The organism is Roseateles chitinivorans, from assembly GCF_002761755.1.
Taxonomy (GTDB): domain Bacteria; phylum Pseudomonadota; class Gammaproteobacteria; order Burkholderiales; family Burkholderiaceae_C; genus Roseateles; species Roseateles chitinivorans.
In genome coordinates this window covers 85448-98073 of sequence record NZ_PEOG01000017.1, presented here as the reverse complement: position 1 = coordinate 98073, position 12626 = coordinate 85448, and the positions used below count along the sequence as shown (strand labels likewise).

Below are 12626 nucleotides of genomic sequence, written 5' to 3'. Positions count from 1 at the left end.
TCGCCGGGTGCCTCGGCCGCGGCCTGCGCCACCGACTGGCTCCAGGCCTTGCCCGGTCCGGCCTGGCTGCTCAGCGAGGACACCGGCGCCTCGACCCGCCTGACCGATTTCAACGACGCGGCCGCGCAGATGATGGGCGGCTCGGAGGCGCGGGGCCAGCTCTGGCGCGCCTGCGAGGAACGCCTGCCCGAGGAACTGCGCCAGGCACTGGCCCAGCCCGACCTGCAATCGGGCAGCGCCTGCGGCGCGTGGTGGCTGTGCCTCACGGCGCTGCCGCATGGCGGCGGCACGCTGCTGAGCCTGTGGCCGCAGGGCGCGGCGGAGACGGTGCCGGCGGCGCTGGCGATGCAGGCGGCGGAGCAGGCGCGGGCGGACCAGGCTTCGTTCAGCTACACCGTGTCGCATGACCTGCGCGCGCCGCTGCGCGTGGTCGAGGGTTTCACCCGCATCCTCAAGGAAGACTACGGCCGGCTGCTGGATCGCGCCGGCAACGACCACCTCGATCGCGTGCTGGGCGCGTCGGCGCGGATGCACAGCATGATCGACTCGCTGCTGGCCCTGTCCCACCTGTCCTCGCAGGCGCTGCGGCATGAGACGGTGGACCTGTCGCTGCTGGCCGGCCAGGTCGTGGAGGAACTGCGCCGCGCGTCGCCGGCGCGCGAGGTCGAGGTCGAGGTGCAGCCCGGCCTGCGCGTGCAGGGTGATCCGACGCTGCTGCGCATGGTCCTGGAGAACCTGCTGGGCAACGCCTGGAAGTACAGCGGCAAGCGCGAGCACGCGGTGATCCGCTTCGAGGCCGAGCAGCGCCAGGGCGAGCGCGTTTTCGCCGTCAGCGACAACGGCGCCGGCTTCGACATGCGTTTCGCGGACCGCCTGTTCGGCGTCTTCCAGCGTCTGCACAGCGCGAGCGACTTCCAGGGCACCGGCGTGGGCCTGGCCTCGGCGCGGCGCATCGTGCGGCGGCACGGCGGCGACATCTGGGCCGAGTCCGAGGTCGGGCAGGGCGCCCGCTTCTACTTCACGCTGCCGAACTGAATCGGGGCCGCGTCCAGCCGCCACTGGGCTGGCAGGCCGGATAAGCGACGAGGGACGAACGCTGACTGAGCGCCGGATGAGCGCCGCGCCGCGGTGCCAAGGTCCTCAGCTGCCGAGCGCGAGCTGTTCGACCGCCTCGACGACGCGGCGCGCCTGCTCGCCGAGTTCGATGCGCTGCTCCGCCGCCATGCGTTCCAGGCGCGCCAGCGCCTGCGCCCGGGTCAGCGAATAGCGGTGCATCAGCACGCCAAGCGCCATCGCCTCGACCACGGCCAGCGACGAGGCCGGCTCCAGCGCGGGCGCGGGTGGCGCGGTGTCGGCGCGGGCCGGCCGGTTGGCGAAGGCGGCCTCGACGGCGGGAACGATCTGGTGGATGTCCAGCGGCTTGACCAGGTAGGCGAGCGCACCCAGTTCCTTGACCTTGGCGACGGTGGCCTCGTCCGCGAAGGCCGAGAGGAACATGAAGGGCAGCTGCAGGTAGTCGCGCAGGTAGCCGGCCACGTCGAAGCCGGTCATGCCTTCCATGCGGATGTCGAGCAGGGCGAGGTCGGGGCGGTGCTGCCGGGCGATCAGGATGGCGTCGTCGCCGTTGTCGGCGTCCAGGACCTCATAGCCGGCCTGGGCCAGGCCATGCGTCAGGGTGGCGAGCACCAGCCGGTCGTCGTCCACGACCAGGATGCGGCCCTTGCCGCTCGCGCCCACGTCCTTGCTCACGCTGTCCACGCTGCTCCCGAATCCAAGGCATCCCCGAGGGGTGACCGCGGATTGTCACCGAAATGCCGCGTGCGCAGCCGCAGGGCGGCGGGAGCGGTTTCGGGTGGTCACACCCGTCGCGGGAGGATCGGTGTCCCATCCGCTGCGAGATGAGTGTCCGGAATCCGCTGGACGCATTTCGCCAGCGAGGCGACCGCGGACCGTGTCAGGCCATGCTCACGACAGCATTGTTCCCACTGGTCGAGCGCCGCCGCCTCCACCTGATCGATCAGCGCGTTCGCGGTGGTGACGTCTAGATCGAAGCTTGCGGCGGAGGAGAGCATGTTCTCGCGCGTCGACCATGCGCCATGGTCGCCGACGCCGAGCGCCTGCTGGCGAATCCGCGGCGGATGCAGGGCCGGAACAAGGTCGTAGGCGGGCGCAAGCCGAAAGGCATCGGGACGCTCTTCATCCGCCAGCATGCCGTGATTGCGATCATGATCGTCGCCATTGCCGATGACCGCGTTGAAGACCATCCGCCGGAACAGTTCGTGGCGATCGGCCGCGGAGCGTGCAGACAGTCGTCCGAGTTCGCGCGCGAGGCGTGGGTAGGAACCGAAGAAGCTGTAGCGCTGGCCCGATTCGCCATTGCTGAGCAGCGTGCGTGCGCTGAGGAAGGCATCACGTGACCACCCCCCCTCGCGCGGCGCGCGATCGAAACGGCGCACGAGCAGCACGTCGGCGTCGCCGACCGAGACCACTTCATGGGTGACCGCGTCGATGCCGCAGCGGCTCGCCAGCGTCAACGCGGCAGCTTCCAGCCGTGCCATCGGCACATCCGGCGAGTCGCGGCGCGACGGGAATTTCACGAGCCACTGCCAATGGCCGTCCGCGATCGTGATCTTCGGTCGAGCCCCGCCGAGGCCGGTGTTGGGCAACAACTGACGTTCAAGTTCAGGTGGCAAGGGGCGATGCCGTTCCAGCGCCGAGATCGCGCGACAAGCGTCTTCGAGCCAGGAGCGGTCCCAGGGTTCGAGCCACTCGGGCAACTGTTCGGGCGACCGGCTGAACGCGAGATGTCCGACATGGTCCTGCTGCGACTTCAGCAGATAGTCCACCGGCGATGCTTGTTGACCGTAGGCCCGATCAATGACGTAGCGGCCCCAGTCGTCTGGCGTGGCGTCGGCGATCGCGCCGAAGAACCCGCCAAGCGCGGAGGTCGTTTTGACTGAATCGTTGAGCGGCAACGCAATGGCGTCGATCGGCAGCGCGTCGGTCCGCTCCAGGTAGCGGCGGCCATAGACGAAAGTCCCTTGGGACGCACCATTGGCCACCAGCGCGTGGGTGAATCGACCGCACAAGGTGGGCTGTGTGTCGCCGGGAAGAAAGCACCAGACGAATGCAGACCTAGAAGTCATTGTCGACCGCCTTCTTCACGCGCACGCGTCGACCCTGGGTGCTGAGCTCCAAGGTGAGTCCCGTCTGATCGAGACCAGCGTCCGCGACGATGTCGATGGGCTCATTCAGACCAAGTGCCCAGAGCACCCGTAGATAGGCGCCAAAACCGGTTCCGAGATCGCCACGCTCGATGGCGGCAATCGACTTGATCGACAGGTCGGCTCGCGCCGAGAGATCTTCCAGGCGCCACCCCCGCCGAACGCGCGCTGCTCGTACGCGCGCGCCGAGCGCGCTTGCTTGAGCGATCAGCGCGTCGGGATAGGGCTTGGCGACAGTTCTCAAGGCGAGGCTCCTTCGAAGTCATCATAATCGAATCCTTAATTATGGATCTTATGAGGACTTAAAAGCCTTTTTAATGCCTATATTCGGTCACAAGGCCTCGAGAAGCTGCACCCCTGGCGGCCACAGGCTGAGTTCGCAGACCACCTGCTCGCCGTCCTGCGTCAGGCCCAGCAGCGCACTGCGCCGCGGCAGCAGCGCCCGCACCAGGCCCAGGCCGGAGACGCCGCCGCGCACCTGCGCCAGGTCGAAGCCCGGCGGCAGCCGGCCCGCGTTGATGATGCGCAGCACCACCTGTTCCGGGTCGAAGCGCAGTTCGCAACGCACCGGCGCCTCGCCGCCATGCTTCACCGCGTTGGTGAACAGCTCATTGAGCGTCAGCGCGATCGGGATGGCTTCCGCCTCGGGCAGGCCCCAGCGGTGCGACTGCTCGGCCATCGTGCCGGCGACCTCGACCTGGATCTCCCGGCCCGACATCCGCTGCACCGAGCCCATCACCGCCTCGACCACCTTGCGCAGGCGCAGCGGGCCCGACATGCCCACCTGCAGTCCGTAGACCTGCGCGATCGCCTGCACCTGGCCGACCGCCTCGTTGATCACCGCCTTGACCTCCGGGCGCCGCGCGGCGATCTGCTGCAGCAGGCCGGCCACGCCCTGGAGGTTGTTCTTGATCCGGTGGTGGACCTCCCGCACCAGCAGCTCGCGCTGCGCGATCGCCGCCTCCAGGCGAGCCGCTTCCTGCGCGCGCTGCTGCGTCACGTCGCTGGCGACCAGCAGCAGTTGCTCCGGCTCGAGCTCGCCGCTGGCGTCGTTGACGCCGGCCAGGTGCAGCAGCCGCGCATCCCAGATCCGCGCCTGGCCGCGCACCGTCAGCCGGTACTCGCGCTGCAGCACCTCGCTGCTCTGCAGCGCGAACTCCATGTCGGCGCGGATCGCCTCGGCCTCGTCGCCACTGCCGAAGAGCGCCTCCAGGCTCGCGCCCAGCAGTTCCTCCTCGGGCCGGCCGGCCAGTGCCGCGGCCGCCTGGTTGATCTGGCGCACCTGCAGCGTGCGGGCGTCGTGCAGGCTGATGGCGATCGGCGCGGCCTCGATGATCCGGTGCAGCGAGGCTTGCGCCTGCAGGCTCTGCGCCTCGGCCTGTCGGCGGCGCTCGATGTCGAGCAGCGCATAGGTCAGCTGCCGCGAACCGTCCGGTCCCACGGTCGCCACCGCATTGCCGACCACCCAGAACTCCCGGCCGTCGCGGGCGACGACCCGGCACTCGAAGGTTTCGGCCTGGCCCTCGGGCAGGTCGTCCAGGTAATGCGTCTGGCGGAACGGATGGTCGGGCGCCTCGGTCGCGACGCTGCTGATCGGTTGACCGGCGAATTCCGGCAGGTCGCCGCCGAACATGCGCCGCGCCGAGCGGTTCATCCACTCGATGCCCTGCCGCCCCACCGTCACGATGCCGACCAGCACCGAGTCCAGCACCGCGCGCTCGCGCTCGGTCTGCAGCTGCAACGACTGCTGCAGCAACTCGTTGCGGGCCTGGGCCTGCTGGTGGTCGGTGATGTCGACGGTCAGCACCGAGGTCGTCTTCTGGCCCGATGCCAGCTGGCCGATCTCCACCCGCGTCATCAGCCAGCGCAAGCCGTGCTCGGGATGCCGCACCGCATAGCGGGCCACCGTCGGCGTCGCCTGCTTGAGGGCGAGCTGCAGCTTCTCGTATTCGGCCCGCGAGTCGGGCTCGACCATCTCGCGGTTGACGCCTTGCAGCGTGGGCGCCGGCTTCGGGGTGTCCGCGCCGGGCGCGGGCGATGGCGGCGGCGCGCCGGTCCCCGGCCGCGACCAGCCGGCTTCGGGCTGGAAGGTCGCCAGGCCGACACCGGCCGTGTCCATCAGCGTCTGCAGTTGCTGCTGCGCAAGTTCCAGGTCCTGTTCGGCGCTGCGATCCTCCAGCATCACCAGCGTGCGCGGGCGCGACCACGGGCCGCTGAGCCGCCGCGCGCGCACCCGGATCCAGCGCCGGCGGTCGCCGGGCGGCGCCAGCAGCGCATTGCGATGCGACTCCTGGCCGGAGTCCGGCGCCTTGGCATGCAGCAGGTCACGCCACTCGGGCGGCAGCTCGTGCAGGCTGATCGGCATCTGCGGGCTCAGGCGCCGGCACAGCGCGCTGAACGCGGTGTTGAAGCGCAGCAGCAGGCCCTGGTCGTCATGCATCAGCGCGGGCAGCGGGCACAGATCGAGCCACTGGTCGATCTCCGATTGCATCCGCTCGGCGCGTTCCCGCGCGGCCAGCTCGGTGCTGTGATCCTGCAGCAGGGCCAGGCCCAGGCCGCCTTCGAGCAGATGAACCCACGCCTGGAGCAGGTGCTCGCGGCCCCGGTCGTCGACCAGGCGCAACTCCTGCGCCTTGCCGCTGGGCAGCAGCCGCTGGCCCTTCAGGGAGACCTCGCCCATCAGGCCTTGCAGCCGGGCGTTGGTCAGCAAGACCTGGCCCTTCGCGTCCAGCACGAAGGCGGGCCAGGGGCCGTCCCACAGGCCGGCCAGCAGATCGGGAAGCGCCAGCGCGCGCGCTGTCATCAGGGCGCGCAGGGCGTCGAGGTCCGGAGAGGCGAGGGGGAGTTGGGGCGACACGGGGCGAGTTTAGAAGACCCTCACTCCCGCCACCCCGCAGCAGCGATCACTCGAGCTGCGCCGCCTTGTGCAGCGCGCGCAGCACGGCGTGATTCACTTCGTCCGGACCGAGCATCAACGTGTCGATCGCCGCCCGGATGTCGAAGACCGATTCGTTCTCGATCGCCTGCACCAGGTCCAGGTAGCCCTTGTACGGGCCGGTCTGCTCGACCAGCGCCTGCCGCACGCGCTCGGGCACCGGGATCGACTGCAGCAGCTTCTCGAACGGCTGCTTCAGCATGTGGTCCAGCAGCGAGAACAGGCCGCAGATGAACATCTCGTCCCGGACCTCGGAATCGGTCATGCCCTTGGCCAGTTCCTCCATCACCAGGCCGCGGCGCAGCGCGCCGAACATCACCGGGCGCATCGCATGGTCCTTGCTGGCCGTGGCCAGCAGCAGCGCCAGCCAGCGGCGCAGCCGCGCATACCCCAGCAGCATGATCGCGTGACGGAAGGACGACACCTCCACCGACAGGCCGAAAGCGGCCGAATTCATGTAGCGCAGGAGCTTGAAGGCCAGGCTCGGATCGCGCTTGAGCGTCTGCTCCAGCCGTTCGACATCCTCGCCCTGGTCGACCCGCGACATCAGCTCCACGATCACCTGCAGGTCGGCCTGTCCGTCGTTGCGGGTGGCCGGGACGGCCGGGGCCTCGAACTCGCCATGCACCGTCCAGCCCAGCACGCCGGCGGCGCCGCCGTCCAGCGCCTGCTTGAAGTCGGCCGCGCTGCGCGCGCCCGAGACCAGCACCGACTTGCCGGCCGGCAGCGGACCGCCGCCCAGCTCCTGCAGGTCCAGCACCAGCTGCTTGAAGCCGGCCGCGTCCGAGCGGCCCTTGAGCAGCGCGCCCCGCACCTGCGCCTGCGCGGCCAGGTCGGCGTCCGACAGCAGGAAGGCCGGCACCTCGATCTTCATGTTGCCCGGCAGCGCCGCGGCCAGCAGGCCCTTGAGCAGTCCCTCGTGCGCGACGTTCAGCAGCACCGGCTTGGCCGGGAAGGCCTCGGCCAGCGCCGCCAGCAGCGCGCCCGCGTCGGGCGTCGCTTCAGGACGAAGCGCGAAGACCGTGACGCGGGTGGCCTCGATCTCGAGGGACTTGGAAACCAGGGGCGCGTACCCCAGGGCCACTTGGCCCAGCACGGCGTGTGTCGAGTTCATGCAGATCGGCGCATCAGGAGTTGATGTACTGGAACAGCGACATGCGCTGCACCATCGAGTAGGTCTTCAGCGCCGCATCGTAGCCCGTCTGCTGGTTCTGGAAGTCCGAAATGCCCTGCGTCATGTCCAGATCCTCTGCGGCAGATTGCTCAGCCTTGTTGTAAACCTTCAGCGTCTGCAGCCGCGACTCGGAACCGTCCAGGTTGTTCATCTGCTCGCCGACCTGGCTGCGCACATTGGCCAGGTTGCCCATGACCGCGTCCACGTCGCGCAGGTTCATCAGGTTGGTCTGGGTGATCTCGGGCGCGGTGCGGCCGGTCGTCTTGAGCGACTCGATGGTCCGGTCCAGCACCTCGAACAGCTTCAGGTCGGCCGTCGACGGCTTGACCGAGAAGGTGTCGCCGTCGGACGGCGTGCCGGCGACCGTCATCGCCATGCCGTCGAACTTGATGGTGTTCCCGCCGCTGTAGTTGTCGCTGGCGACCGGCACATGGCCCTGCGTCTCGTTGAAGACGGTGTAGGTCTGCGAGGGCGCGGTGCCGCTGATGACGATGCTGTAGCTGTCGCCGGTGACCAGCGCCGGGTCGGTGACGCGGCCGGAATCGATGTAGCCGGTCGACGCCTTGCCGGTCAGCGCGTTGGGCGCGGGGCCGGTCTCGAAGGTGCCGTTGCCGCTGCGCGCCTGCTCCCAGGCGGCGCGGCCGTCCACGCTCAGCGGGTAGTTCTCGAGGTTGCCGGTGGTGACGCTGCCCGAGATGCCCTCGAAGCCGACGCCGCCGCCGATGCGGGCGCCGTTGGCGTCGCGCTGGACCGGGTTGTCCAGGAAGGGCGTGCCGGAGGTGCCCTGGCCCGAGAACAGGTAGCCGCCGGCGCCGTCGGTGCGGTTGGCGATGGCCAGCAGCTGGTCGCGCAGGCCCTGGATCTTGGTGGCCAGGCCCTTGCGCTCGGGATCGCTGTAGCTGGCGTTGCCGGCGGCGACCAGCGTCTCGCGGATCTGCTGCATCAGCTCGTTGGCATCGCCCAGCGCGCTCTCGGCCAGCGTCATGCTGTTGCGGCTGGCCTCCAGCGCCCGCTGGCTGGCGTCGACCTGGCCGATCGAGGTGCGCGCGCGCTCGGCCCGCGCCGCGCCGGTGGGATCGTCGCTGGCCTTCTCGACGCGCTTGCCGCTGGTCAGGCGCTGCTGCGCCTCCTGCATCTCCTGCTGGCGGCGCTGCAAGGTCGCGATGCTGGCGTCGAACATGTTGTTGGTGGCGAGTCGCATGGCGGCGTCCTTCTGGAATCGGGTCGTGCGCCGCGTCAGCGGCCGACGACGCTCAGCAATTGGTCGAACAGGCTCTGCGCGGCCTGCAGCATCTTGGCGGCGGCCTGGTAGCCCTGCTGGAACTGCATCAGCTTGGCGGCCTCCTCGTCGAGGTTGACGCCGGCCTGGCTGGAACGCGTCTGCTCCGCCGAGGAGGCCACCGTGGTGGACACCTGGGCCAGGTAGTCCGCGCCCTGCACCCGCGAGCCGATGTCGGCGATCGCCGACGCATAGGCCTCGTTGACCGTCTGGCCGCGCGAGAGCTTGCCGTCGGCCTGCAGCTGCTTGCCCAGGAAGGGCTCGCTCTGCATCGCGACGAAGGCCTTGGCGTTGCCGTTGTTGGTCGAGACCACCTGGTCGGAGACCTGCAGCGCGATCTTGTCGCCCTCGCGCGGCACGCCGTTGAGGCTCAGCTCGAAGCCCAGGTCGACGCCGGCCGCCGGATCGTTGCCGATCTTGCCGCCGGCCTTCCAGGTGCCGCTGACGCTGGTGTTGTCCGACAGCGTGATCGTGTAGTTGATGCTGTTGTCGGGGTTGACGGTGCCGAACTGGACGGTCGCCGGCTGCTTGCTCTTGTCGAACCTGTCGTTGACCGCGTACAGCGCGTCGACAGTGGCCGTGCCCTTGTTGTTGACGTCGGTGGTCGCGATGATCGGCGAGGCCGCGGCCAGGCCCGCCGGATCGTCGAGCGAGCGCTTGAAGCTGGCCGCCGCATTGGCCACCGGCTCCAGCAGGAAGCTGTCGCCGGGCTGCATCGTGCCGGCGGTCGACAGGCTGATGCCGTAGGCCGCCTTGATCTGGTCGTTGCTCATGATCGTGGGCTGGCCGCCGGGCCGCACCGCGATCTGGTAGCTGTCGGGCGTGCCGGTCGGGTCCGGCGTGACGGTGAAGGAGAGCGCCGGCACCAGCGCGCCGTCGGTGACGGTGGCGCTGACGGTGGCGTCGCCGCGGTTGGTCGACGCGGGCCGCACCGCCGGATCGGCGATCGTGAACAGCGGGCCGCCGGCCTGCGCCTTCAGGTCCAGGCCCAGGCTCTGCTGCTCGTTGACGCGGGTGGCGACCGCGGTCGCCATCTGGCCGAGCAGGTTGCGGGCGTCCTGCAGGTGGGTGTTCTGGTAACGCAGCAGCGCCGTCAGCGAGCCGCCGGTCAGCGTGCTGTCGTCCAGCGCGCGGGTGCCGCTGGTGTCGCTGATGGAGAGCTGCGCGCGCGCGCCGTCGTAGGGATCGGGCGTGACCGAGAGCTGCTGCGCCTGTCCGCCCAGCACCAGCACCTGGCCGCCGCCGATGAACACGCCCATCGTGCCGTCGCGGGCATTGGGCACGGTGCTGACCTGCACATACTGGCTGAGCTGCGAGATCAGCTGGTCGCGCTTGTCCAGCAGGTCGTTGGGCGTGTGGCTGTTGCCGGAGGCGCGGGCGATCTGGTCGTTGGCGGCGGCGATCTGCCGGGCCAGTTCGTTGACCTGCTTGACGTCGGCGTTCATGTCGCTGACGACGCCGGCCTGCAGGTCGGCCAGCTGCTGGCCGGCGCTCTGGAAGCGCGAGGCGAGCGCCTGCGCCTTGCCCAGCACCACCTGGCGGGCGGACGGGTCGGACGGGCGGCTGGCCACGTCGACCAGCGCGTTCAGGAAGTCGTTGGCCGACTGGCCCAGGCCGTCCGCGCCGGTGGGGAAGAGCTTCTCCAGCTGCGCCAGCTGGGACTGCATGGTCGTGTCGGCGAAGGCCTGCGACTTGGCGGCCGCGGCCTCGCGGGTCAGGAACTCGTTGTGCGAGCGCGTGACCGTCTGCACGTTCACGCCCTTGCCGAAGTAGCCGGCGCCGGTGAACTGGCCCTCGGGCGTGGTCAGCACCACTTCCTGGCGCGAATAGCCCGCGGTGTTGGCGTTGGCGATGTTCTGGCCGATGGTCTGCAAGGCCGCCTGGTTGGCGAACATGGCACGCATGCCCAGCGACAGCAGCGGGGAGGTACTCATCTCGGGCTCCTCGTTCCTTCGTCCTCAGCGACGCGCGATCAGGCCAGCGCGCGCTGCACGCGCATCGTGGTGTTGATCGTGCGCGCCAGCTTGGTCGCGTACTCGGGGTCGGTGGCGTAGCCGGCCTTCTGCAGGCCTTTGGCGAAGCCCTCGGCGCTGCCGGTGTTGGCCTTGGCCACCACGTCGCGGTAGCGGTCGTTGTTGCCGATCAGCCGGGCGTAGTCCTTGAACGCTTCCTCGTAGCTGCCGTAGGCGCGGAACTTGGCCGTCACCTTCATCGGCTTGCCGTCGACGTACTCGGTGGTCTGCACCTCGGCGACCTTGCCGGTCCAGTTGGCGCCGGCCTTGATGCCGAAGACGTTGAAGCTGCTCGAGCCGTCCTTGTTCAGGATCTCGCGCTTGCCCCAGCCGGACTCGTGCGCGGCCTGGGCGATCATGAAGCTCGCCGGGATGCCGGTGGAGGCCTGCGCTGACTTGGCCGCGGCGTCATGCTTCAGGATGAAATCCTGCACATGCGGCTGCACGTTCTTGACCGCCAGCTGCGGCAGCTGCTGGACCTTGGCGGCGCCCTTGGCGGTCGGCAGCTCGCCGTCCTTGACGCCGAGCTGGCGCTGCAGATGGCGCTCGATCGCCTGGGACAGGCCGCCGGGCAGGCCGGTCATCTTGGCGGCGTACTGCTGGTCCAGCATCTCGCCGCCCATCTGGGTCGCCGAGTTGTCCATCATCCCGCTGCTCATCGTGGCCTGGCGCATGCTCTTCATCACTTCCTGCATGAAGAGGGCCTCGAACTGGCGTGCGGTCTCCTTGACCGCGGCCTTGGGGTCGCGCGACGCGGTGGACTTGAGCTGCTCGACGGAGCGGGTGTCCGACGACAGGCCGTTGACGCCCATGCCCAGGGCGGTGCTCAGCGGGGTGGAGAGCGCCATGTCAGATCACCTCCAGCTCGGCGTTCAGCGCGCCGGCCGTCTTCATCGCCTGGAGGATCGCCAGCAGGTCCTGCGGCGTGGCGCCCAGCGTGTTCAGCGCCTTGACGACGTCGTTCAGCCGCGCGCCCGCGGGCAGCTGGATCAGCGAGCCGGGGTCCTGCTTGATCGAGATGTCGGTCTTCTGGGTGACCGTGGTCTGGCCGCCGGAGAGCGCATTGGGCTGGCTGACCTGCGGGGTGCTGGAGATGGTCACCGCCAGGTTGCCGTGCGCGACCGCGCAGGGCTGCAGCGTCACCGCCTGGTTCATGACCACCGAGCCGGTGCGGGCATTGATCACGATGCGCGCGGCCGGGATCTCCTGGTCGAAGCTCAGGTTCTCCATGTCGGCCAGGAACGCGACCCGGGCGTCCGGCGTCAGCGGCGCGCGCACCTTGACGACGCGGCCGTCCAGCGCCATCGCCGTGCCTTCGCCCTTGGCCCGGTTGATGGCCTTGGCGACGGCGCGCGCGGTGCCGAAGTCGGCGGCATTCAGGTCCAGCTGCAGCCACTCGTTCTGCTGCAGCGGCGTGGGCACGCTGCGCTCGACCAGCGCGCCACCGGGAATGCGGCCGGCGCTCAGGTGGTTGATCTGGACCTTGGAGCCGCCCGCCGAGGCGCCGGCGCCGCCGACCACCAGGTTGCCCTGCGCGATCGCGTAGACCTGGCCGTCGGCACCGCGCAGCGGCGTGGCGATCAGCGTGCCGCCGCGCAGGCTCTTGGCATTGCCCATGGACGACACGACGACGTCCAGCGGCTGGCCGGGCTGCGCGAAGGGGGGGAGCTGGGTGGTGATCATCACCGCCGCGACGTTGCGCGGCTGCATGGTCACGCCGGGCGGCAGCAGGACGCCGAACTGCTGCAGCATCGCCGTCATGCTCTGGCCGGTGAAGGGGGCCTGCGTGGTCTGATCGCCGGTGCCGTCCAGGCCCACCACCAGGCCGTAGCCGGTCAGCGGGTTCGAACGCACGCCCTGGACCGCGGCGACTTCCTTGATGCGCGTCGCCTCGGCGGGCGTCGCGATCGCGAGCAGCGCCATCAGCGCGAGCAGGCCGGAAGCCAGCAGGCGAGGGGAGCGGGAGAAGAAGCGGGGAAGGGTGTTGGGGTACATCTCGGTC

Annotated in this window: 10 protein-coding genes; 1 reads left to right on the top strand and 9 read right to left on the bottom strand. The window is 69.7% G+C overall.

Annotation, left to right across the window (positions count from 1 at the left end; translation table 11 throughout):
- Nucleotides 1-1035: PAS domain-containing sensor histidine kinase (locus tag CS062_RS08370; protein WP_233217978.1), on the top strand; the 1035-nt coding region annotated here is incomplete at its 5' end.
- Nucleotides 1036-1140: 105 nt separating this feature from the next.
- On the opposite strand, the gene CS062_RS27260 is transcribed toward CS062_RS08370, so the two are convergent.
- The 9 genes from CS062_RS27260 to CS062_RS08325 all read right to left on the bottom strand — a co-directional run bounded on the left by CS062_RS27260 (nt 1141) and on the right by CS062_RS08325 (nt 12619).
- Nucleotides 1141-1758, bottom strand: a complete 618-nt coding sequence (locus tag CS062_RS27260; protein WP_303645154.1) for a response regulator — start codon at nt 1756-1758, stop codon at nt 1141-1143.
- Nucleotides 1759-1856: 98 nt separating this feature from the next.
- Entirely contained in the window at nt 1857-3089 is a 1233-nt protein-coding gene (locus tag CS062_RS08360; RefSeq protein ID WP_158238710.1) for a type II toxin-antitoxin system HipA family toxin, read from the bottom strand.
- A gap of 46 nt (nt 3090-3135) precedes the next feature.
- Entirely contained in the window at nt 3136-3468 is a 333-nt protein-coding gene (locus CS062_RS08355; RefSeq protein ID WP_099861129.1) for a helix-turn-helix domain-containing protein, read from the bottom strand.
- An 87-nt stretch (nt 3469-3555) separates the two neighbouring features.
- The gene (locus CS062_RS08350; protein WP_143742283.1) at nt 3556-6081 is read right to left on the bottom strand and encodes a sensor histidine kinase; all 2526 of its coding nucleotides are present in this window, start codon (nt 6079-6081) and stop codon (nt 3556-3558) included.
- A gap of 46 nt (nt 6082-6127) precedes the next feature.
- Nucleotides 6128-7273, bottom strand: coding sequence for an EAL and HDOD domain-containing protein (locus tag CS062_RS08345; RefSeq protein ID WP_099861125.1), 1146 nt, complete (start codon nt 7271-7273; stop codon nt 6128-6130).
- Between the two features lie 13 nt (nt 7274-7286).
- Nucleotides 7287-8534: a flagellar hook-associated protein FlgL gene (gene flgL / locus CS062_RS08340; RefSeq protein ID WP_099861123.1), complete on the bottom strand. Its 1248-nt coding sequence runs from the start codon at nt 8532-8534 to the stop codon at nt 7287-7289.
- Nucleotides 8535-8569: 35 nt separating this feature from the next.
- The gene (gene flgK, locus CS062_RS08335; protein WP_099861121.1) at nt 8570-10546 is read right to left on the bottom strand and encodes a flagellar hook-associated protein FlgK; all 1977 of its coding nucleotides are present in this window, start codon (nt 10544-10546) and stop codon (nt 8570-8572) included.
- A gap of 38 nt (nt 10547-10584) precedes the next feature.
- On the bottom strand, nt 10585-11472 hold the full coding sequence (gene flgJ / locus CS062_RS08330; RefSeq protein WP_099861120.1) for a flagellar assembly peptidoglycan hydrolase FlgJ: 888 nt from the start codon (nt 11470-11472) through the stop codon (nt 10585-10587).
- Between the two features lies 1 nt (nt 11473).
- The gene (locus CS062_RS08325; protein ID WP_099861118.1) at nt 11474-12619 is read right to left on the bottom strand and encodes a flagellar basal body P-ring protein FlgI; all 1146 of its coding nucleotides are present in this window, start codon (nt 12617-12619) and stop codon (nt 11474-11476) included.
- Nucleotides 12620-12626: the final 7 nt, after the last annotated feature.

Coding starts and splice junctions, on each gene's coding strand:
- CS062_RS08345 (WP_099861125.1), bottom strand. CDS start 7,273: ATGAACTCGACACACGCCGTGCTGGGCCAAGTGGCCCTGGGGTACGCG.
- flgL (WP_099861123.1), bottom strand. CDS start 8,534: ATGCGACTCGCCACCAACAACATGTTCGACGCCAGCATCGCGACCTTG.
- flgK (WP_099861121.1), bottom strand. CDS start 10,546: ATGAGTACCTCCCCGCTGCTGTCGCTGGGCATGCGTGCCATGTTCGCC.
- flgJ (WP_099861120.1), bottom strand. CDS start 11,472: ATGGCGCTCTCCACCCCGCTGAGCACCGCCCTGGGCATGGGCGTCAAC.
- CS062_RS08325 (WP_099861118.1), bottom strand. CDS start 12,619: ATGTACCCCAACACCCTTCCCCGCTTCTTCTCCCGCTCCCCTCGCCTG.